This window comes from Pseudomonas sp. MWU347 (assembly GCF_017947305.1).
Taxonomy (GTDB): Bacteria; Pseudomonadota; Gammaproteobacteria; order Pseudomonadales; family Pseudomonadaceae; genus Aquipseudomonas; species Aquipseudomonas putida_A.
In genome coordinates this window covers 315,747-336,740 of sequence record NZ_JAFGZB010000007.1, presented here as the reverse complement: position 1 = coordinate 336,740, position 20,994 = coordinate 315,747, and the positions used below count along the sequence as shown (strand labels likewise).

The 20,994-nt window shown below is 60.7% G+C and carries 17 protein-coding genes; 7 read left to right on the top strand and 10 right to left on the bottom strand.

Annotated elements, in window-relative coordinates; genetic code table 11:
- The first annotated feature begins 207 nt into the window (after positions 1-207).
- The 5 genes from KCG87_RS17430 to KCG87_RS17410 all read left to right on the top strand — a co-directional run bounded on the left by KCG87_RS17430 (position 208) and on the right by KCG87_RS17410 (position 8,313).
- Positions 208-1,635, top strand: coding sequence for a di-heme oxidoredictase family protein (locus KCG87_RS17430; RefSeq protein ID WP_210558460.1), 1,428 nt, complete (start codon positions 208-210; stop codon positions 1,633-1,635).
- 26 nt (positions 1,636-1,661) lie between these two features.
- The gene (locus KCG87_RS17425) at positions 1,662-2,726 is read left to right on the top strand and encodes an imelysin family protein (RefSeq protein WP_134787218.1); all 1,065 of its coding nucleotides are present in this window, start codon (positions 1,662-1,664) and stop codon (positions 2,724-2,726) included.
- 14 nt (positions 2,727-2,740) lie between these two features.
- Positions 2,741-3,841: a DUF1513 domain-containing protein gene (locus KCG87_RS17420; protein WP_210558462.1), complete on the top strand. Its 1,101-nt coding sequence runs from the start codon at positions 2,741-2,743 to the stop codon at positions 3,839-3,841.
- A 283-nt stretch (positions 3,842-4,124) separates the two neighbouring features.
- Positions 4,125-5,273: an efflux RND transporter periplasmic adaptor subunit gene (locus tag KCG87_RS17415; RefSeq protein ID WP_097086027.1), complete on the top strand. Its 1,149-nt coding sequence runs from the start codon at positions 4,125-4,127 to the stop codon at positions 5,271-5,273.
- Between the two features lie 13 nt (positions 5,274-5,286).
- Positions 5,287-8,313, top strand: a complete 3,027-nt coding sequence (locus KCG87_RS17410) for a multidrug efflux RND transporter permease subunit (protein WP_135296456.1) — start codon at positions 5,287-5,289, stop codon at positions 8,311-8,313.
- Positions 8,314-8,952: 639 nt separating this feature from the next.
- On the opposite strand, the gene KCG87_RS17405 is transcribed toward KCG87_RS17410, so the two are convergent.
- The 5 genes from KCG87_RS17405 to colR form a co-directional block, all read right to left on the bottom strand.
- Positions 8,953-9,180 carry a hypothetical protein gene (locus KCG87_RS17405; protein ID WP_025111684.1) on the bottom strand — a complete coding sequence of 76 codons (228 nt, stop codon included), beginning with the start codon at positions 9,178-9,180 and terminating at the stop codon, positions 8,953-8,955.
- A gap of 2 nt (positions 9,181-9,182) precedes the next feature.
- Positions 9,183-9,896 (bottom strand): lipopolysaccharide kinase InaA family protein, encoded by a 714-nt coding sequence (locus tag KCG87_RS17400; RefSeq protein ID WP_096795130.1) that lies wholly within the window; start codon positions 9,894-9,896, stop codon positions 9,183-9,185.
- Between the two features lie 4 nt (positions 9,897-9,900).
- A complete protein-coding gene (locus KCG87_RS17395) occupies positions 9,901-10,569 on the bottom strand; it encodes a class I SAM-dependent methyltransferase (RefSeq protein ID WP_210558464.1) in 669 nt (222 codons plus the stop codon).
- A gap of 141 nt (positions 10,570-10,710) precedes the next feature.
- Positions 10,711-11,994 (bottom strand): HAMP domain-containing sensor histidine kinase, encoded by a 1,284-nt coding sequence (locus KCG87_RS17390; protein ID WP_098965347.1) that lies wholly within the window; start codon positions 11,992-11,994, stop codon positions 10,711-10,713.
- On the bottom strand, positions 11,984-12,667 hold the full coding sequence (gene colR / locus KCG87_RS17385; RefSeq protein ID WP_007964011.1) for a two-component system response regulator ColR: 684 nt from the start codon (positions 12,665-12,667) through the stop codon (positions 11,984-11,986). Before colR ends, KCG87_RS17390 begins: the two co-directional genes overlap by 11 nt.
- A gap of 203 nt (positions 12,668-12,870) precedes the next feature.
- On the opposite strand from colR, the gene KCG87_RS17380 reads away from it, so the two are divergent.
- Entirely contained in the window at positions 12,871-14,820 is a 1,950-nt protein-coding gene (locus KCG87_RS17380) for an LTA synthase family protein (protein WP_210558466.1), read from the top strand.
- 217 nt (positions 14,821-15,037) lie between these two features.
- Here the strand turns inward: KCG87_RS17380 and groL are convergent, their stop codons facing one another.
- The 4 genes from groL to KCG87_RS17360 all read right to left on the bottom strand — a co-directional run bounded on the left by groL (position 15,038) and on the right by KCG87_RS17360 (position 18,562).
- A complete protein-coding gene (gene groL, locus KCG87_RS17375) occupies positions 15,038-16,684 on the bottom strand; it encodes a chaperonin GroEL (protein WP_039765873.1) in 1,647 nt (548 codons plus the stop codon).
- 51 nt (positions 16,685-16,735) lie between these two features.
- Entirely contained in the window at positions 16,736-17,029 is a 294-nt protein-coding gene (locus KCG87_RS17370; RefSeq protein ID WP_007916610.1) for a co-chaperone GroES, read from the bottom strand.
- A gap of 259 nt (positions 17,030-17,288) precedes the next feature.
- On the bottom strand, positions 17,289-17,765 hold the full coding sequence (locus tag KCG87_RS17365) for an FxsA family protein (RefSeq protein ID WP_202368913.1): 477 nt from the start codon (positions 17,763-17,765) through the stop codon (positions 17,289-17,291).
- Positions 17,766-17,830: 65 nt separating this feature from the next.
- Positions 17,831-18,562 carry a HugZ family protein gene (locus KCG87_RS17360; protein ID WP_210558468.1) on the bottom strand — a complete coding sequence of 244 codons (732 nt, stop codon included), beginning with the start codon at positions 18,560-18,562 and terminating at the stop codon, positions 17,831-17,833.
- A gap of 164 nt (positions 18,563-18,726) precedes the next feature.
- Here KCG87_RS17360 and KCG87_RS17355 point away from each other — a divergent pair, with 164 nt between their 5' ends.
- Positions 18,727-19,485, top strand: coding sequence for an SDR family oxidoreductase (locus KCG87_RS17355; RefSeq protein WP_098965353.1), 759 nt, complete (start codon positions 18,727-18,729; stop codon positions 19,483-19,485).
- A gap of 143 nt (positions 19,486-19,628) precedes the next feature.
- On the opposite strand, the gene apbC is transcribed toward KCG87_RS17355, so the two are convergent.
- The gene (gene apbC, locus KCG87_RS17350) at positions 19,629-20,723 is read right to left on the bottom strand and encodes an iron-sulfur cluster carrier protein ApbC (protein WP_210558470.1); all 1,095 of its coding nucleotides are present in this window, start codon (positions 20,721-20,723) and stop codon (positions 19,629-19,631) included.
- Between the last annotated feature and the right edge of the window lie 271 nt (positions 20,724-20,994).

The following is a 20,994-nucleotide window of genomic DNA, read 5'->3' as shown; positions in this document are numbered from 1 at the left end:
TGGGAGCGGGCTTGCTCGCGAAAGCGCTGGGTCAGACACAGATGAATTGACTGACACACCGCTTTCGCGGGCAAGCCCGCTCCCACAGGCGGACTGCGTTTCTCCAAATCACTGCGCCATATCAAGCAAACGATAATTCCTCTTATTCAAACTCACTCGCCCTGTTAGACTTTGCGCCTTTGTTTTCGCTCGTCCGCAGGATGTCTGATGCCCTCGCTGCCGCTTCGCTTGTCCGCACTGTTTCTGGCCCTGGGCCTGAGTGCCTGCGATGACGCCCCGCGTTTTACCAAGGCTGAGCCCGGTGAAGCGCGTTCGGGCGGGGCGGCGACCGTGCGCAAGACCGATCAGAACGCATTCTCGCTACCTTCGGCCAATCTGCCGCCGTCGCGTCGGGTCGACTTCAGTGTCGGCAACAGCTTCTTCCGCAGTCCGTGGGTGATCGCCCCGTCAACCACCACCGCCCGCGATGGCCTCGGCCCGCTGTTCAACACCAACGCCTGCCAGAACTGCCACATCAAGGACGGTCGCGGACACCCGCCAGCGCCGGATGCGACGAACGCGGTGTCGATGCTGGTGCGTCTGTCGATCCCTGATTCACCGGCCTATGCCAAAGTCATCGAGCAACTCGGCGTGGTGCCCGAGCCGGTCTACGGCGGCCAGTTCCAGGACATGGCCGTGCCCGGGGTCACCCCGGAAGGCAAGGTGCGCGTCGAGTACACCCCGGTGCCGATTCGTTTCAAGGACGGCACCGAAGTGGAGCTGCGCAAACCGGTTCTGCAATTCACTCAGTTGGGCTACGGCCCGATGCACCCGGACACGCGTTTCTCGGCCCGCGTCGCACCGCCGATGATCGGCCTCGGCCTGCTCGAAGCCATTCCCGAAGAAGCGATCCTCGCCAACGCCGCCGCGCAGGCCAAAGAGAACAACGGCATTAAGGGTCGCGTAAATCGGGTCTGGGACGATGAGTTACAGAAAACCGTGGCCGGCCGTTTTGGCTGGAAAGCCGGACAACCGAATCTCAATCAGCAGAATGTCCACGCGTTTTCCGGGGACATGGGCCTGACCACCAGCCTGAGACCCTTCGATGACTGCACCGACGCGCAAACCGCGTGCAAGCAGGCGCCGAATGGCAATGGCCCGGACGGCGAGCCGGAAGTCAGCGACAACATCCTGCGTCTGGTGCTGTTCTACACACGCAACCTCGCAGTGCCGGCACGTCGTGGCGTCAACGACGAACAAGTGCTGGCTGGCAAGAATCTGTTCTTCCAGGCCGGTTGCCAGTCCTGCCACACGCCGAAATACACCACCGCCGCCAACGCCGCCGAACCTGAACTGGCCAATCAAGTGATTCGCCCGTATAGCGATCTGCTGCTGCACGACATGGGCGACGGTCTGGCCGACAACCGCACTGAATTCCAGGCCTCCGGCCGCGACTGGCGCACCCCGCCGTTGTGGGGCATCGGCCTGACGCAGGCGGTCAGCGGCCACACTCAGTTCTTGCATGATGGCCGCGCCCGCAATCTGCTTGAAGCCGTGCTCTGGCATGGCGGCGAAGCGCAGAAGGCGCAGCAACAGGTTTTGTCTTTCAACGCCGAGCAGCGTGCCGCGCTGCTGGCGTTCTTGAACTCACTTTAAACACTTAAAAGAATCGGGAGCCCGACATGTTCCGTCCCAAGTTGTTGTTCACCAGCCTTGCCGCACTCGCCCTCGGCGCCTGCTCGCCGCAGGATCCGCAAGCGGTCACGTCGGCGGCCATCGCCAAATCGGTGATCCTGCCGACTTACACCCGTTGGGTCGAAGCCGACAAGCAACTGGCCGTGAGCGCCCTCGCCTACTGCCAGGGCAAGGAAACCCTGGAAACCGCCCGCGCCGACTTCCTGCACGCGCAGAAAGCCTGGGCCGAGCTGCAACCGCTGCTGATCGGCCCATTGGCCGAGGGCAACCGTTCGTGGCAGGTGCAGTTCTGGCCGGACAAGAAAAACCTCGTCGGCCGTCAGGTCGAGCAACTGGTCGTCGCCCAGCCGCAAATCGACGCCGCCGCCCTGGCCAAATCCAGCGTCGTGGTGCAGGGTCTGTCGGCTTACGAATACATCCTGTTCGACGAAAAGCCAGACGTCGCCAATGCTGATCAGAAGGCCAAATACTGCCCGCTGCTGATCGCCATCGGCGAGCGTCAGAAGCAACTGGCCGAAGAGATTCTGCAGAGCTGGAACAACACCGACGGCATGCTCGCGCAGATGAGCAAATTCCCTAACCAGCGCTACGCCGACTCTCACGAAGCGATCGCCGATCTGCTGCGTGTGCAGGTCACCGCCCTCGACACCCTGAAGAAAAAACTCGGTACGCCGATGGGCCGTCAGAGCAAGGGCGTGCCGCAGCCGTTCCAGGCTGATGCGTGGCGCAGCCAGTCGTCGCTGACCGCGCTGGAAGCCAGTCTGGCTGCAGCCAAAACCGTCTGGGAAGGCGTCGACAACAAAGGCCTGCGCGGTCTGCTGCCGGCCGAGCAGAAGCCCCTGGCGGACAAGATCGACGCCGCCTACGCCGCGTCGCTGAAACTGTTTGACAGCAGCCAGCGCTCGCTGACCGAAATGCTGCAGGACGACGCCGGTCGTCAACAACTCAACGATCTCTACGACAGCCTCAACGTCGTCCATCGCCTGCACGAAGGCGAACTGGCCAAGGCGCTGGGCATCCAACTGGGCTTCAACGCCAACGACGGTGACTGATGAGGGCAAGTGCCATGCTGCGACGCCAGGCTCTGACTTTAGGTAGTTTGCTGCTGGGAGCAGTGACACTGGGCGGCTGGACGCTGTTCAAGCGCAAGGATCAGAGCCCGTTGTTGCTCTCGGCGCGGGACGACACCGACGGCAAGCATTACGCCGTCGGTTATCGGCTGGACGGTACGCAGGTGTTCGCCACCGAGGTCGGCCAGCGCTGCCACGACATCATCAACCACCCGACGCTGCCGATCGCGCTGTTCGTCGCCCGCCGCCCGGGCACCGAGAGCTACCTGATCGATCTGCGCGACGGGACGTTGCTGCAAACCGTGACGTCGCAGCCGAACCGGCATTTCTACGGTCACGCCGTGGTGCACAAGGACGGCGAATACCTGTACGCCACCGAGAACGACACCACGGATCCGGGGCGTGGCCTGCTCGGGGTGTACAAGTTCGAAGGCGAGCGGCTGGTGCACAGCGGCGAGATTTCCACCCATGGCCTCGGCCCGCATCAGGTGTCGTGGATGCCCGATGGCGAAACCCTGGTGGTGGCCAACGGCGGGATCCGCACCGAGGCCGAAAGCCGCGTCGACATGAACCTCAACGCCATGGAACCGAGCCTGGTGCTGATGCAGCGTGACGGCACCCTGCTGAGCAAGGAAACCCTTTCCCAGCAGATGAACAGCGTGCGTCACCTGGGCATCGCCAGCGACGGCACCATCGTCGCCGGCCAGCAGTTCATGGGCGCCTCGCATGAGCGTTCCGAGCTGTTGGCGATCAAGCGTCCGGGCCAGCCCTTCGTGGCATTCCCGGTGCCAGAGCATCAGTTGCAGTCGATGGGTCATTACACCGCCAGCGTCGCAGTGCACAGCGATCTGCGGCTGGTGGCGCTGACCGCGCCGCGTGGCAATCGCTTCTTCATCTGGGACCTGGACAGCGGCGAAGTGCGCCTCGACGCGCCGCTGCCCGATTGCGCCGGTGTTGGTGCGGTGCAGGACGGTTTCGTCGTGACCTCGGGTCAGGGCCGCTGCCGCTACTACGATTGCCGCCAGGATCAACTGCAGGCCAAGCCGCTGGAGTTGCCGGCAGGGCTCTGGGATAACCATCTGCACTTGATCGCATAATCCACCTGTTCTGAGTACGACTCATAACCTGTGGCGAGGGGATTTATCCCCGATCGGCTGCGCAGCAGTCGCAAAACCATCGCACACGGTTCAATTGACAGACCGCGGTTTCAGGTTTTGGGGCGGCTTCGCCACCTATCGGGGATGAATCCCCTCACCACAGGTTCAGTGTTTAGACTTCCTCACTCCGTCCTCCCCTGTAATAACTGCCAGTTGGAATCCCCACCTGACTCGGAGTAATGTGCCCGCCTGTCTCACCTGATTTATCCAAGGAACTGGAAATATGCTGCGTCGCCGCATGCTGATCATGTTGGGTGTTGTCTTGCTGGTCGTCCTGGTATTGGGCGGGTACAAAGCCTTTTCGATCTACACCATGATCCAGGGCTTCTCCAAACCAAAACCGCCGATCAGCGTCGCCGTGGCTCGCGCCAGCGAACAGCCGTGGCAGATGCGTTTGCCCACCGTCGGCTCGCTGAAGGCCTTGCAAGGCGTCGAGCTGAGTCTTGAAGTCGCCGGCACCGTCACCGAACTCAAATTCGAATCCGGACAGAAGGTCAAGGCCGGGCAACCGCTGCTGCAGCTCGACAGCGCGGTCGAGACCGCCCTGCTGGAAACCGCCAAGGCTGACCTGGGACTGGCGCAACTGGATTTCGGTCGCGGCAGCCAACTGGTCGACAGCCGCGCGATCTCCAAAGGCGAGTACGACCGTCTCTCCGCCGTGTTGCAAAAGAACAAGGCCACGGTCAATCAGCTCAACGCTTCGCTGGCGAAAAAACGCATCCTTGCGCCATTCAGCGGCACCATCGGCATCCGTCAGGTGGATGTCGGCGACTACCTCGCCAGCGGCACCAAAATCGCCACCCTGCAGGATCTGAGCAGCCTCTACGCCGACTTCTATGTGCCCGAGCAATCGGTGCCAAAACTGGCCATCGGGCAACCGGTGCAGATCGGTGTCGCAGCCTATCCCGGGCAGAACTTCCCCGGCGCCATCAGTGCGATCAACCCGATTGTCGAGAGCACCACGCGCAATATTCTGGTGCGCGCGACCCTGGCCAACCCCGACGGCAAATTGCTGCCGGGCATGTTCGCCAGCCTCAACGTGTTGCTGCCCGACCCGCAGAAACACATCGTGGTCCCGGAAAGCGCGATCACCTACACCCTCTACGGCAACTCGCTGTACGTGGTCGGGCAGAAAAAGGCCGAGGACGGCAGCGTCGAAAAAGACGACAAGGGCCAACCGGTACTGATCGCCGAACGTCGCTTCATCGAGACCGGTGAGCGCCGCGATGGCCTGGTGATGATCAACAAGGGCGTGCAGAGCGGCGAACAAGTAGTGACCGCCGGCCAGATCAAACTGGACAACGGCGCACACATTGCCATCAGCGACGACAAGACCCTCGGCGAGCAGAACAGTCCGCCTCGCGCCGACTGATCAAGGAATCCCCATGGCTTTTACCGATCCGTTCATCCGCCGCCCGGTGCTCGCCACCGTGGTCAGCCTGCTGATTGTGCTGCTGGGTTTCCAGGCCTGGAGCAAACTGCCGCTGCGCCAGTACCCGCAAATGGAAAACGCCCTGATCACGGTGACCACCGCCTACCCCGGGGCCAACGCCGAGACCATTCAGGGCTACATCACTCAACCGATGCAACAGAGCCTGGCGAGCGCCGAAGGCATCGACTACATGACCTCGGTCAGCCGCCAGAACTTCTCGGTGATCTCGATCTACGCGCGCATCGGGTCCAACACCGACCGTTTGTTCACCGAACTGCTGGCCAAGGCCAATGAGGTGAAGAACAAACTGCCGCAGGACGCCGAAGACCCGGTGCTGAGCAAGGAATCGGCCGACGCCTCGGCGCTGATGTACATCAGCTTCTTCAGCAAGGACTTGAGCAACCCGCAGATCACCGACTACCTGTCGCGGGTGATCCAGCCGAAACTGGCGACCCTGCCGGGCATGGCCGAGGCGGAGATTCTCGGTAATCAGGTATTCGCCATGCGCCTGTGGCTCGACCCGGTGAAGCTCGCCGGTTTCGGCCTCAGCGCCAGCGACGTGACCAACGCCGTGCGCCAGTACAACTTCCTCTCCGCCGCTGGCGAGGTGAAGGGCGAGTACGTGGTCACCAGCATCAACGCCAACACCGAACTGAAATCCGCCGAAGCCTTCGCGGCGATTCCGCTCAAGGTCAGTGGCGACAGCCGCGTGCTGCTCAGCGATGTCGCGCGGGTCGAGATGGGCGCGGAAAACTACGACTCGATCAGCTCGTTCGGCGGCACGCCGTCGGTGTACATCGGCATCAAGGCCACGCCGGGCGCCAACCCGCTGGACGTGATCCGGGAAGTGCGCAAGCTGATGCCGGAGCTGGAAGCGCAATTGCCGCCCAACCTCAAGAGCGAGATTGCCTACGACGCCACCCAGTTCATCCAGGCCTCGATCGACGAAGTGGTGAAAACCCTGTTCGAAGCGGTGCTGATCGTGATTGTGGTGGTGTTCCTGTTCCTCGGCGCGTTGCGCTCGGTGGTGATCCCGGTGGTGACCATCCCGCTGTCGATGATCGGCGTGATGTTCTTCATGCAGATGATGGGCTACTCGATCAACCTGCTGACCCTGTTGGCGATGGTGCTGGCCATCGGTCTGGTGGTGGATGACGCGATTGTGGTGGTGGAGAACATTCACCGACACATCGAGGAAGGCAAGACGCCGCTGGAGGCCGCGCTGGAAGGTGCGCGGGAAATCGCCATGCCGGTGGTGTCGATGACCATCACCCTGGCGGCGGTGTATGCGCCGATCGGCTTCCTCACCGGGCTGACCGGGGCCTTGTTCAAGGAGTTCGCCCTGACCCTGGCCGGCGCCGTGGTGATCTCCGGGATCGTTGCACTGACCCTGTCGCCGATGATGTGCGCCCTGCTGTTGCGCCATGAAGAAAACCCCAGTGGCCTGGCGCACCGCCTCGACCGCATTTTCGACGGTCTCAAGCGCCGCTACCAGAGCATGCTCCACGGCACATTGAACACGCGGCCGGTGGTGCTGGTGTTCGCGGTGATCGTGTTGTGCCTGATCCCGGTGTTTCTCAAGTTCACCAAGTCGGAACTGGCGCCGGACGAGGATCAGGGCATCATCTTCATGATGGCCACGGCCCCCCAGCCGACCAACCTCGATTACCTGAGCACTTACACCGACGAATTCATCAAGATCTTCAAGGAGTTTCCGGAGTACTACTCCTCGTTTCAGATCAACGGCTACAACGGTGTGCAAGCGGGCATCGGCGGCTTCCTGCTCAAGCCATGGAACGAGCGCAGCCGCACGCAGATGCAGATCCTGCCCGAGGTCCAAGGCAAACTGGCGAGTATCCCCGGCCTGCAGATTTTCGGTTTCAACCTGCCCTCCCTGCCTGGCACCGGTGAAGGTTTGCCGTTCGAATTCGTGGTCAATACCGCCAACGACTACGAATTGCTGCTGCAAGTGGCCGACCGGATCAAGAAACGTGCGATGGAGTCGGGCAAGTTCGCCTTCGTCGACCTCGATCTGGCGTTCGACAAGCCGGAAGTGGTCGTCGATATCGACCGTGCCAAAGCCGCGCAGATGGGCGTGTCGATGCAGGATCTGGGCGGCACCCTGGCGACGCTGCTGGGTGAGGCGGAAATCAACCGTTTCACCATCGAAGGCCGCAGTTACAAAGTGATTGCCCAGGTCGAACGACCGTACCGCGAAAACCCTGGCTGGCTGAACAACTACTACGTGAAGAACACCCAGGGCGAGCTGCTGCCGCTGTCGACGCTGATCAAGGTCAGCGACCGGGCGCGACCGCGCCAGCTCAACCAGTTCCAGCAACTCAACGCGGCGAAGATTTCCGGATTCCCGTTGGTCAGCATGGGCGAGGCCATCGACACCGTGCTGCAGATCGCCCGGGAAGAAGCGCCTGCCGGGTTTGCCTTCGACTATGGCGGCGCCTCGCGCCAGTACGTGCAGGAAGGCAGCGCTCTGTGGGTAACCTTCGCCCTGGCGCTGGCGATCATTTTCCTGGTGCTGGCGGCGCAGTTCGAGAGCTTCCGTGATCCGCTGGTGATTCTGGTGACGGTGCCGCTGTCGATCTGTGGTGCGTTGATTCCGCTGTTCCTTGGCTGGTCGAGCATGAACATCTACACCCAGGTCGGACTGGTGACCCTGATCGGGCTGATCAGCAAGCACGGGATCCTGATCGTCGAGTTCGCCAACCAACTGCGCAAGGACAAGGGCCTGACCGCGCGCGAAGCGGTCGAGGAAGCGGCGGCAATCCGCTTGCGCCCGGTGTTGATGACCACGGCGGCGATGGTGTTCGGCATGGTGCCGTTGATTCTGGCGACCGGTGCGGGCGCCGTGAGCCGGTTCGATATCGGCACCGTGATTGCAACGGGGATGTCGATCGGCACCCTGTTTACGCTGTTTGTGCTGCCGTGCATCTACACCCTATTGGCGAAACCCGATCCGAAATAACAGCGATTTACCCTTGTGGGAGCGGGCTTGCTCGCGAAAGCGTCAGGTCAGTCAACAGCAATGCTGAATGTGCCGGCCCCTTCGTGAGCAAGCCCACTCCCACCCTTGATCGCGGCCAGCCCCCCCAATCCTTCATCCACCACAGTCCCCTGTGGCAGCGGGCTTGCTCGCGAAAGCGTCAGGTCAGTCAACAGCCATGCTGAATGTGCCGGCCTCTTCGTGAGCAAGCCCACTCCCACCCTTGATCGCGGCAAGCCCCCCAATCCTTCATCCACCACAGTCCCCTGTGGGAGCGGGCTTGCTCGCGAAAGCGTCGGGTCAGTCAACAGCAATGCTGAATGTGCCGGCCCCTTCGTGAGCAAGCCCACTCCCACCCTTGATCGCGGCAAGCCCCCCCAATCCTTCATCCACCACAGTCCCCTGTGGGAGCGGGCTTGCTCGCGAAAGCGCCAGGTCAGTCAACAGCAATGCTGAATGTGCCGGCCCCTTCGTGAGCAAGCCCACTCCCACCCTTGATCGCGGCCAGCCACAAACCTGCCATCCATCGCCGATCCCACAGGGGAATGGTGTGATCCCTGGAACACGCGCAATAAAAAAGGCCTCGCATCTGCGAGGCCTTTCATTTTGGCTTCAATCGGTTCAACTCTGTGGCCTCATCCCTTGAGAAAGTCCGAACATGAACAACAACAGATCATGGTCAGGTTTAGTGGCCACGGAGGCTTTCGCCACCCGTGGTACTGCGCAGTGAGCATCGCCTGTGGTAGCACCGATCACCTGCATGCGGGGCTGCTCCCAGGCCGCCACCGCCAATGAAGCAACTGCCAAGGCTCCAACCAAAAACAAACCTCGTGCAATTTCGAGTTTCATCGCTATAAACCTTTGATAGCGCTGCCAAACGCCGTCTCATAAAAGTAGACGAGTTTTTTCCAGTCCGTGTCGCTGAACGACGAATGGCGACGCAATTGCTTCATGTCATGGGAGGCCGCGCGATAAGCGGTCAGACGCTGACGGCATTTCTCCAGATCGATCAATGCCACTTCGACCTGAGCCGAATCACCTTCGCCGGTCACCCGTACAAAAACGTGTTTGATGTAGATACAGCTGTGCTGCCAACGGCCCTTGTGCATGCGCGCGAGGTTTTCGGCCAGGTCTTTGAGGACGCGCTCGTAAACCGCTTCGCCATATTGGGCACGGCCACCGGCGGCTTCCCACTTCTCGAGTTCGTCGAAACCGTCCAGCGACTTGGTCACCAGCAGCGCACGCCACTTGTGTTGCGGATCGGGCTGCGCACCGCAGAAGACGATTTGCGGGACGCGTACGCCGAGGCGGCTGACACCGGTCAGGGCATCCAGCTCTCGCAAGACTGTCGGCCGGCCGAAGGGATGCAGCCAACTGCGATAGATATGTCCGGTCTGGCGCTTGGCATACAGTAACTGGCCGTCACGGCCCACGACTCGTTGCACACCACTTTCCCCGCCACGGCGCACGTTGGGTTCTTCCACCCATTCACCGCGCTGGTTCCAGTAGTAGTCGAAGCGATCTTGGGGAGCGACTTCCGTTTCTGCTGCTATTTGCACCGCCATCCTGTTACCTCTTGCGTAATACGTAAACCCGCCACATGGCATAGAGCGGAATGAAGTCCAGTTGTTCCTGAATGCGAAAACCTGCCTCTTCGAACTCTTTTTCTACTGTCACAGCCGGTAACACAAACCGGTTTTGGTAACCTTCCTGCCCGCGCCGCTGTTCAGCGCGTTTGCGTTTCCAGGCCTTGAAATTACCGTCCACCCACAACGAAATGATTACGCTGTCACGGGTGACACGCTCGAATTCGCGCAAAATCGTCCGCCGATGTTCGGCTTCACCGATGTGATGCAGCAAACGCATGCAGAAAATGCTGTCGACGGCGTTATCCGGCAAGGCAATGTCGAACGCTGACGTGTGCAAAGGTTGTACCCGTTTCACCACATCAGCCGGCTGCGCCTGCAGCGCGGTCTTGATCATAGACTCGGAATTGTCCGCGCCAATAATCACCCGATTGGGTTTTTCCGCCAGCAACGGCCAGAAACGCCCTGCACCACACGGCAGATCCAGAACCAGCCCCGGCTCGCCCGCCAGCGTCAACGCCCTGCGGGCCAGTTGCTCGTCCCGCCAATGTGACAACCGACGACCGAGACCGTCCTGATGCTTGCGCAAATATTTTTGTGCATGCTGGTCATCATACTTTTCGGAAAAATCGAGCTTGATCGGTCTGCTCATTTTCAGGACTCCTGAATAACTGATGCCCCTACCATAGGTAGTGGCATGTCAGCGTCAGGTCGTTCCTTTGTGAAAATTACGTCAGGTAAACCGGCAAACTATTACAGGGTTTTACAGGGAGAAAGCAATAGCGCGGGGCCATCAGCGACCGTCAGCACGGCCCAGCGTCACCTCAAAGCGGCAACCATTGGGCTGCATGGTGCTCAATGTCACCTCCCAGCCCTGGTTCTCGCAGATCCGCTGCACCAGCGACAAGCCCAGGCCCAGGCCTTCGCCGCGCTTCTCATTGCCGCGCACGAAGGGCTGGAACATGGCCTCGCGTTTTTCCTCGGGAATGCCGACGCCCGAATCTTCGACGACGAAGCCGTTGTCGTTGAGCGTCAGGCGGATGAAGCCCTGCTCGGTGTAGTGGCAGGCGTTGCGCAACAAATTGCCCATGACCGCGCTGAGCAGAGTCGCGTTGAAGCGAGTGTCCGGCGGATTGCCCGGCTCGAACATCAGCCGCAGCCCTTTCGATTCGATCGGTTCACGCCAGATACTCAACAAGCCATCGGCCACCTGACTGATGTTCTGCTGCGGTGCCGAACCGGCGTCTTCACGCTGGGCGCGGGCGAGCATCAGGAAGGTCTGCACCAGTTCACGCATTTCTTCGCTGGCGCGGGCGATGCGCTCGACCTGGGCACGACCGCGTTGATCCAGCCCCGGATTTTCCAGCAGCAGTTCGCAGGAACTGGCCAGCACCATTAACGGCGTGCGCAGTTCGTGGCTGACATCGCTGGTGAACAGCCGCTCGCGGGTCAGCGCCTGACGCAGACGACCAAGCGTTGCATCGAACGCCACCGCCAGTTCGCCGACTTCGTCAGCCGCATAGTCCGGCGCCAGTGGCGGCGCCAGACCGAGCAACTGATCGCGATGCCGTACTTGCCGTGCCAGGCGCACCACCGGCGCCATGACCTTGCGCGCCAGCACCCAGCCGAGGAATACCGCCAGCGCCAGACTGAGCACAAAGCCCACCAGCACCACGGCAAACAGCACGCGCTCGCGTTCTTCGAAATCGCTTTGATCCTGCAGCAGCACGTAGCGGCGACCGTCGACGATCTCGACCATCGCGTGATACGACAGCTGCTCGCGGAACACTTCGTGGAACCCCGCATCGAGGTGACGCAGATCCTTGGGCAGCTCGAAATCACCCGGTCCGCCGCTGAAATAGAACAACTGGTCCGGTTCCGGGCGATGGCTCCAGTCCGAGACGTTGTCCATCAGCAGCAGACGCTGCAGGTCGCCGCCCAGCCCCGCCGAAATCAGTTTTTCCTCCACCAGGTGCACGGTCGCCACGATGCCCATGGCGAAGGCCCCGGCCACCAGCGCACTCATCAGCGCAAAGGCGATGATGATCCGCTGGGAAAGGCTTTGCTTAAACTCCATCACGCCCCTCGGCCAGGCGGTAACCCACGCCGTGCACGGTTTGCAGCAACGGCTTGGCGAATGGCTTGTCGATCACCTGACGCAATTGGTGGACGTGGCTGCGCAGGCTGTCGCTGTCCGGGCAGTCATCGCCCCACAGCGCTTCTTCGAGAATTTCCCGGCGCAGGACATGCGGACTCTTTTGCATCAAGACTGCCAGCAGCTTGAGGCCGACCGGGTTGAGCTTGAGCAGCTTGCCCTCGCGGGTCACTTCCAGCGTGTCGAGGTCGTAGGTCAGGTCACCGACCTGCAGCGCGCGACGGCCGCCGCCCTGGGTGCGACGCATCACGGCTTCGATGCGTGCCGCCAGTTCCGACAGGGCGAACGGTTTGACCAGATAATCGTCGGCCCCGGACTTGAAGCCCTGCAGCCGGTCGTCCAGTTGATCGCGGGCGGTGAGCATGATCACCGGCGTATCGCGTCGGGCGTCTTCACGCAGGCGCTTGCACAGGGTGTAGCCGTCGATCCCCGGCAGCATGATATCGAGCACGATCAGGTCGTAATGCTCGGTGGCAGCCAGATGCAGGCCCGACAAGCCGTCCTGGGCGCAATCGACGGTATAGCCTTTGAGCCCCAGGTAATCGGCCAGGTTGGCCAGGATATCGCGGTTGTCTTCGACCAATAGAATTCGCATTGGCATCTCCTCCGTACACAGTTACGGCCGTCATGGCCCGCGCAGCTTAAGGCCAACGCCGTTTCAGGGCTAGGGCCGGCAGGCACGCCGATCCATTTGCCTAACCAAATTAAATATTTAACAAAGTTTTCACTATGGATTCACAACCTGATTACAGTGGCGCCGTGACACTCGCGCGCCATTGATATAAGGAAAACGAGACAATGGACCCTTTCAAGACTGCGCCCATGCGCTTTCTGCTGCTCATCACCGGCGCCTGGCTGGTCATCTTTCTTCTGACTCGAGCGGTACTGCTGCTGACTCACCTGGATGAGGCCGGCGGCTTCGCCCTGTCGGTGTTCGGCATCGGCGCGCTCTACGACCTGGGTTTCCTGGCCTATGCGGCATTGCCGATGGGCTTGTACCTGCTGCTCTGCCCGCCGGGCCTGTGGCGTCGTCGTGGGCATCGCGGGTTCCTGCGCGCCCTGCTGACCATCAGCCTGTTCGCCATGCTGTTCGTGGCGGTGGCCGAATGGCTGTTCTGGGACGAGTTCGGCGTGCGTTTCAACTTCATCGCCGTCGATTACCTGGTGTATTCCGACGAAGTGCTGAACAACGTCCTCGAGTCGTACCCGATCGGCAAACTGCTGAGCCTCCTCGCGGTACTGGCCGTGGTTATCAGCTTTGCCTTGGGCAAGCCGTTCAATGCTGCCATGAATGCCCCGCTGCCAGCGCTGCGCGGGCGTCTGCTCAGTGCCTTGGGCCTGTTGATCGTCGCGGGTCTGAGCCTGCAACTGCTCAGCCAGGACGCCCCACGTGCCCAGGGCGGCAACGCCTACCAGAACGAACTGGCCAGCAACGGCCCGTATCAGTTCTTCGCCGCGTTCCGTAACAATGAACTCGACTACACCCAGTTCTACAAGAGCCTGCCGGCAGAAAAAGTCGCCAGCCAGATCCGCGCCGAGCTGAGCGAAAGCGACGCGCGCTTCATCGGCAAGGATCCACAGGACATTCGCCGGGTGATCGACAACCCGGGCACCCCGCGCAAGCCGAACATTGTGCTGGTGACCATCGAAAGCCTGAGCGCCAAGTACCTGGGCAGCAATGGCGACGGTCGCAACCTGACGCCAAACCTCGACGCCTTGCGCAAGCAGAGTCTGTACTTCAACAACTTCTACGCCACCGGCACCCGCACCGACCGCGGTCTGGAAGCGATCACCCTGGCCATCCCGCCGACGCCAGGCCGCTCGATCGTCAAGCGCATCGGCCGTGAAAGCGGTTTCGCCAGCCTTGGCCAGCAGTTGAGCGCGGTGGGTTACGACAGCGTGTTCGTCTACGGCGGACGCGGCTACTTCGACAACATGAACGCGTTCTTCAGCGGCAACGGCTATCGTGTGGTCGATCAGAGCAGCGTCGATGAAGCCGAGATCCACTTCAAGAACGCCTGGGGCATGGCCGACGAAGATCTGTACCGCCAGACCCTGAAACTGGCGGATGCCGACTACGCCAAACAGCAGCCGTTTCTGCTGCAACTGATGACCACCTCCAACCATCGCCCTTACACCTACCCCGACAACCGGATCGACATCAAGTCCGGCAACGGTCGTGATGGCGCGGTGAAGTACACCGACTACGCGATTGGTCAGTTCCTGGAGCAGGCGCGGCAGAAACCGTGGTTCGACAACACCATCTTCATCTTCGTCGCCGACCACACCGCGGGCAGCGCCGGTAAAGAAGACTTGCCGATCGCCAACTACCAGATCCCGCTGTTCATCTACGCGCCGAAAATGATCGAAGCTCGCGAGAGCGCGCAACTGGCCAGTCAGATCGACCTGGCGCCGACACTGCTGGGCTTGCTCAACCTGGATTACACCTCGACGTTCTTCGGTCGCAACCTGTTGCAGGACAACCCGCTGCCACCGCGCGTGGTGGTCGGCAACTACCAGCACCTGGGCCTGTTCGACGGCAAGGATCTGGCGATCCTCAGCCCGCGCCAGGGCTTGCGCCGGCATGACGATGCGCTGACCGAAAGCCGCGAGTCGCGGGTCAGCAGCGACGATCCGCTGGTCAGCCGGGCCATTGCGTATTACCAGGCGGCCAGTTATGGCTTCAAACAGCAGTTGTTGAGCTGGAAGCCGGCGAAGGACAGCACTGTCCAGGTCAGCGAGCAGTAACCGACGGTGGTTCAGGTCAGGTCAGTCAAGCTTTGTGTCGACTGCTCTGACGCCATCGCTGGCAAGCCAGCTCCCACAAGGATTGCGCTAAACCTGTGGGAGCTGGCTTGCCAGCGATGGCCCCACCTCGGTATAGCGCCAACAACAAATCGAAGGCAATAAAAAACCCCGCCTGCTCATCGCAGGCGGGGTTTTTCGTTACAGGGGTAAGGCTGGCTTACATCATGCCGCCCATGCCACCCATGCCGCCCATGTCTGGCATACCGCCGCCAGCTGCACCTTCTTTCTTCGGTGCATCAGCAACAGCTGCTTCGGTGGTCAGGATCAGACCGCCGATCGAGGCTGCAGCTTGCAGAGCGGAACGGGTTACCTTGGTTGGGTCCAGGATGCCCATTTCGATCATGTCGCCGTATTCGCCCGAAGCAGCGTTGTAACCGAAGTTACCTTTGCCGTTCTTCACTTCGTTGACGACTACGCTTGGCTCGTCACCGGAGTTGGCAGCGATCTGACGCAGCGGTGCTTCAACAGCACGACGCAGTACAGCGATACCGACGTTCTGGTCAGCGTTGTCGCCGGTCAGTTCGGTCAGGGCTTCCAGAGCACGGATCAGCGCAACGCCACCGCCAGGTACCACGCCTTCTTCAACGGCTGCACGGGTTGCGTGCAGGGCGTCTTCAACGCGGGCCTTCTTCTCTTTCATTTCAACTTCGGAACCAGCGCCAACCTTGATCACTGCAACGCCGCCGGACAGCTTGGCCAGACGCTCTTGCAGTTTTTCACGGTCGTAGTCCGAGGAAGTTTCGGCAACCTGGGCGCGGATCTGAGCGATACGGGCTTCGATGTCGCCTTGTACGCCAGCACCGTCAACGATGATGGTGTTTTCCTTGGACAGGGTCACACGCTTGGCGTTACCCAGGTGCTCCAGGGTGGTGCTTTCCAGGCTCAGGCCGATCTCTTCGGAGATCACAGTACCGCCGGTCAGAACGGCGATGTCCTGCAGCATGGCCTTGCGACGGTCGCCGAAGCCTGGAGCCTTGACGGCTGCAACCTTGACGATGCCACGCATGTTGTTCACGACCAGAGTCGCCAGGGCTTCGCCTTCAACGTCTTCGGCAACGATCAGCAGTGGACGGCCGGCTTTGGCAACGGCTTCCAGCACTGGCAGCATTTCGCGGATGTTCGAGATCTTTTTGTCGACCAGCAGGATCAGCGGGCCGTCGAGCTCGGCAACCATGGTGTCCGGCTTGTTGACGAAGTACGGGGACAGGTAGCCACGGTCGAACTGCATGCCTTCTACAACCGACAGTTCGTTTTCCAGGCCCGAGCCTTCTTCAACGGTGATCACGCCTTCTTTACCGACTTTTTCCATGGCTTCGGCAATGATGTCGCCGATGGAGTTGTCGGAGTTGGCGGAGATGGTACCTACCTGAGCGATGGCCTTGGTGTCAGCGCATGGCTTGGACAGGGCTTTCAGCTCTTTGACGATCGCGATGGTCGCTTTGTCGATACCGCGCTTCAGGTCCATCGGGTTCATGCCGGCAGCGACAGCTTTCAGGCCTTCGTTGACGATCGATTGAGCCAGAACGGTAGCGGTGGTAGTACCGTCACCAGCGTCATCGTTGGCACGGGAGGCAACGTCTTTGACCAGCTGCGCGCCCATGTTTTCGAAGCGATCTTCGAGTTCGATTTCCTTGGCGACGGAAACGCCGTCCTTGGTGATGGTCGGAGCGCCGAAGCTCTTCTCGAGAATCACGTTACGGCCTTTCGGGCCCAGGGTCGCTTTTACCGCGTCAGCCAGAACGTTGACGCCTTTGAGCATCTTGGAGCGAGCGGCATCGCCGAACTTAACTTCTTTAGCAGCCATGATCGATATTCCTTAAATACTTTGTAGTAACGGGAAAATGAACGGGGGGTATCAGCCTTCGATAACAGCGAGGATTTCGTTCTCGCTCATTACCAGCAGGTCTTCGCCGTCGACTTTCACAGTGTTGCTGCCGGAGTAAGGACCGAACACAACCTTGTCGCCTTCCTTCACGGACAGTGCACGCACTTCACCGTTTTCCAGAGCCTTGCCCGGGCCTACAGCGAGAATCACACCGTGGTTGGCTTTTTCAGCAGCCGAACCTGGCAGGACGATACCGCCAGCGGTTTTCTTTTCTTCTTCGCTGCGACGGATGACGACGCGGTCATGCAGAGGACGAAGCTTCATTGTCGATCTCTCCTAATTGTGGTTTTCATCGGCCGGTGTAGTCCCGGCGGGTTTAACAAATCCGGCCTGCGCCGGTTGCGGTTCGTCGAGCGAACCGCGGAAGTCTGTCCGACTCAAATGCCGGAAACCTTTCGGTGACCGATACATAAGGGCGCATATGCTTATTACAAGGGTGGGGGGCAAAAATTTTTCATCGATTTGCCCCTTGAATGCCGCGCATAAAGAAACGGCACCCGAAGGTGCCGTGTCGATACAGGGGTTACTTGCTGTCGCGATGTTCGAACTCGCCTTCGATCACATCACCCTCGCGGCCCAGAGGCTGGCGCGGTGCAGGACCGCCACGGGGCTGCAGGTCGTCGGCGAAGGCCCGCTGACGCATCGCCTGCTCTTCAGCGCGCTGACGCATTTTATTGGCCAGCAGACGACGGGTGAACGGCAGCAGCATCACCAGACCGACCACGTCGCTGATGAAGCCCGGCAGGATCAACAGGCCACCGGCCAAGGCGAGCATCAAGCCTTCAAGCATGGTCTGTGCGGGCAACTCACCGCGATTCAGGCTTTCACGGGCACGCAGTGCCGTGGCCAGACCGGCGATGCGCAGCACGAACACGCCGAACATCGAGCCGAGAATGATCAGCAGCAGGGCCGGGAAAAACCCGATCGCCCCTGCCACTTTGACGAATACGAACAGCTCCAGCACCGGAAACAGCAGAAAGAGCAACAAAAAAGGGCGCATCAAAGATTCCTCAACGCAAGAAATGCCTTGCAGTAAGCCTTAGATGACGTCGCCCTTTCGTGAATTCAAGCGTCGGCCACCGCATTTTTTGGCCAGACCTCGGCGTGAGCCAGAGAAACCAAGGCTTCGCGCACTTGTATCGGCGTATGACAAGGCGCTGGAAACGGCAGCCAATACAGTGCCTGACCGATGCGCAAGTGCATGCCTTCGCTGTCGATTCCGGCCAGTTGCGCCGGTACGGTTTTCGGCAACCCGCTGAGCTCCACGTAGTGGGCGATGGCTTTGGCGTGATCGCAGTTCATGTGCTCGACCATGCTGATTTCCGCCTTGCCGGCAAACGGGTTGGCCAGGGTTACTTGATCGACCCAGTGAATCGCACCGAAACCACCGATGTAGCGGTGACGCACCGGATTGAGCACCCAGAAATCAAAGTCGTGGGCCTTGTGGTAGTTCTGCGAGTCGGGGAAATACCGGTAATAACGCTCGGCGGCGGCTTCGATGGCAGCCGGGTCTTCGAGCTTCTGCGCTTCGGCCAGATAGGTCAGGCGACCAACGGCCTGCACGTCGTCGGCCTCGCGCTCGCCCACCAGTAGCGAACATTTCGGGTCCTTCTGCAGGTTGTGGGTGTGCTGGGCGATGCGGCTGATCAGGATCAGCGGGCGGCCCTGCTCATCCAGGCAATACGGCACCACTGAGCCAAACGGGAAACCGGGCATCGATTTGGAGTGGGTGGACAATACGCCACGGTATTCCTTGAGAAGCAATTCTCGGGCATTCTTGGCCGCTTCAACGCTCAATTTATGACTCCTTAAATAGAATCCGTCGAAAAAACGGACAGGCGCCTGGGGATAGGTCCCGGTCACGCCATCGGGCAATGCTCATGTGCAGTCTGGCCATAACCGGTACGGATCGAGCGTCGCCAATAACAAAAACCACTCAGACCGGCTATCGGGGCATGCGAATGCAACTCAACGACAAAATAATCATTATCACCGGCGGTTGCCAGGGTTTGGGCCGTTCCATGGCCGAGTATTTCGCCGGCAAAGGCGCGAAGCTGGCCTTGGTGGATCTCAATCAGGAAAAACTCGACGACGCGGTCGCAGCCTGCAAGGCCAAAGGCGTCGAGGCGCGCAGCTATCTGTGCAACGTGGCCAATGAAGAACAGGTTGAGCACATGGTCGCGCAGGTTGCCGAAGATTTCGGCGCGATCCATGGCCTGATCAACAACGCCGGGATCCTGCGGGATGGTCTGCTGCTCAAGGTCAAGGACGGCGAAATGACCAAGATGAGTCTGGCCCAGTGGCAGGCGGTAATCGACGTCAACCTGACCGGCGTGTTCCTGTGCACCCGTGAAGTGGCGGCGAAAATGGTCGAGCTGAAGAACAGCGGCGCGATCATCAATATTTCTTCGATCTCCCGAGCCGGTAACGTTGGCCAGACCAACTACTCTGCCGCCAAGGCTGGCGTGGCCGCAGCCACTGTGACCTGGGCCAAGGAACTGGCGCGTTATGGCATTCGCGTGGCAGGCATTGCGCCGGGCTTCATCGAAACCGAGATGACCCTGGGCATGAAGCCGGAAGCGTTGGAGAAGATGACCTCGGGAATCCCGCTCAAGCGCATGGGCAAACCGGAAGAGATCGCCCATTCGGCGGCGTACATCTTCGAGAACGACTACTACACCGGGCGGATTCTGGAGATGGATGGCGGGTTGCGGATCTGACTGCCAACACAGAAACCAATGTGGGAGCGAGCCTGCTCGCGAAGGCGGTGGGTCAGACAACATTTTCGTCGACTGACACACCGCCTTCGTCGGAACGCCGCCCGGAGCAAGCCCGCTCCCACAGTTGATTGTGTTTCAGGCTATCAATCGTCGCTGATGCTGATATTTGGCATCGCCAGTGTCGCCGCTTCCTGCAGCACAATGCGCGCGCCGACGTGGCGAGCCAGTTCCTGGTAGACCATGGCAATCTGGCTGTCCGGCTCGGCGATCACCGTTGGCTTGCCGCCATCGGCCTGCTCGCGGATCAGCATCGACAGCGGCAGCGAGGCCAGCAGTTCGACGCCATATTGGGTCGCCAGCTTTTCGCCACCGCCCTCACCGAACAGATGTTCGGCATGTCCGCAGTTCGAGCAGATGTGCACCGCCATGTTTTCCACCACGCCCAGCACCGGAATGTTGACCTTGCGGAACATTTCCACGCCTTTGCGCGCGTCCAGCAACGCCAGATCCTGCGGAGTAGTGACGATCACCGCACCGGCCACCGGGACTTTCTGCGCCAGGGTCAACTGGATGTCGCCGGTACCTGGGGGCATGTCGATCACCAGATAATCCAGGTCACCCCACGCGGTTTGCGTGACCAGTTGCAGCAGTGCGCCGGAGACCATCGGCCCGCGCCAGACCATCGGCGTGTTGTCGTCGGTCAGGAACGCCATCGACATGACTTCGACACCGTGGGCCTTGAGCGGCACGAACCACTTCTGATCCTTGACCTCGGGGCGGGTGCGCTCGGGGATGCCGAACATGATGCCCTGGCTCGGGCCATAGATGTCGGCGTCGAGAATCCCCACCTTGGCGCCTTCACGGGCCAGCGCCAGCGCGAGGTTGGCCGCCGTGGTCGACTTGCCCACACCACCCTTGCCCGAAGCCACGGCGACCACGTTCTTGACGTTGGCCAGGCCCGGGATCTGCGCCTGGGCCTTGTGCGCGGCGATCACGCTGTTGACCTCGACCTTGGCGATCGTCACCCCATCGAGGTTTTCGATGGCCAGCTGCAGCAACTGTGCCCAGCCGCTCTTGAACAGACCGGCGGCGTAGCCGATTTCCATCTGAACCTTCACGCGGTCGCCATCGATCTCGATGTGCTTCACGCAACCGGCGCTGACCGGGTCCTGGTTCAGGTAGGGGTCGGTGTATTGGCTGAGGACGGCTTCCACCGCTGCGCGAGTGACGGCACTCATGGGCAACTCCGATAACAAGACTGGGAAAAGATGGCGGGTATCGTAACCTCGACGCAGATTTGTGGCGAACTGATTACTTGAGCAAGTCAGCACCTGTGGCGAGGGGATTTATCCCCGATCGGCTGCGCAGCAGTCGCAGAACCATCACCCGCGGTGTACCTGATAGGCCCTGATATCGGGTTTGGGGGCGGCTTCGCCACCCATCGGGGATGAATCCCCTCGCTACAAATGCTCTCAAAGTACCCAGCGGCACAGGGTGAAAAATATGCGC

Bases quoted from the DNA above. Each gene is read 5' to 3' on its own strand.
- KCG87_RS17430 (WP_210558460.1), top strand. From the start codon at position 208: ATGCCCTCGCTGCCGCTTCGCTTGTCCGCACTGTTTCTGGCCCTGGGC.
- KCG87_RS17425 (WP_134787218.1), top strand. From the start codon at position 1,662: ATGTTCCGTCCCAAGTTGTTGTTCACCAGCCTTGCCGCACTCGCCCTC.
- KCG87_RS17420 (WP_210558462.1), top strand. From the start codon at position 2,741: ATGCTGCGACGCCAGGCTCTGACTTTAGGTAGTTTGCTGCTGGGAGCA.
- KCG87_RS17415 (WP_097086027.1), top strand. From the start codon at position 4,125: ATGCTGCGTCGCCGCATGCTGATCATGTTGGGTGTTGTCTTGCTGGTC.
- KCG87_RS17410 (WP_135296456.1), top strand. From the start codon at position 5,287: ATGGCTTTTACCGATCCGTTCATCCGCCGCCCGGTGCTCGCCACCGTG.
- KCG87_RS17405 (WP_025111684.1), bottom strand. From the start codon at position 9,180: ATGAAACTCGAAATTGCACGAGGTTTGTTTTTGGTTGGAGCCTTGGCA.
- KCG87_RS17400 (WP_096795130.1), bottom strand. From the start codon at position 9,896: ATGGCGGTGCAAATAGCAGCAGAAACGGAAGTCGCTCCCCAAGATCGC.
- KCG87_RS17395 (WP_210558464.1), bottom strand. From the start codon at position 10,569: ATGAGCAGACCGATCAAGCTCGATTTTTCCGAAAAGTATGATGACCAG.
- KCG87_RS17390 (WP_098965347.1), bottom strand. From the start codon at position 11,994: ATGGAGTTTAAGCAAAGCCTTTCCCAGCGGATCATCATCGCCTTTGCG.
- colR (WP_007964011.1), bottom strand. From the start codon at position 12,667: ATGCGAATTCTATTGGTCGAAGACAACCGCGATATCCTGGCCAACCTG.
- KCG87_RS17380 (WP_210558466.1), top strand. From the start codon at position 12,871: ATGGACCCTTTCAAGACTGCGCCCATGCGCTTTCTGCTGCTCATCACC.
- groL (WP_039765873.1), bottom strand. From the start codon at position 16,684: ATGGCTGCTAAAGAAGTTAAGTTCGGCGATGCCGCTCGCTCCAAGATG.
- KCG87_RS17370 (WP_007916610.1), bottom strand. From the start codon at position 17,029: ATGAAGCTTCGTCCTCTGCATGACCGCGTCGTCATCCGTCGCAGCGAA.
- KCG87_RS17365 (WP_202368913.1), bottom strand. From the start codon at position 17,765: ATGCGCCCTTTTTTGTTGCTCTTTCTGCTGTTTCCGGTGCTGGAGCTG.
- KCG87_RS17355 (WP_098965353.1), top strand. From the start codon at position 18,727: ATGCAACTCAACGACAAAATAATCATTATCACCGGCGGTTGCCAGGGT.
- apbC (WP_210558470.1), bottom strand. From the start codon at position 20,723: ATGAGTGCCGTCACTCGCGCAGCGGTGGAAGCCGTCCTCAGCCAATAC.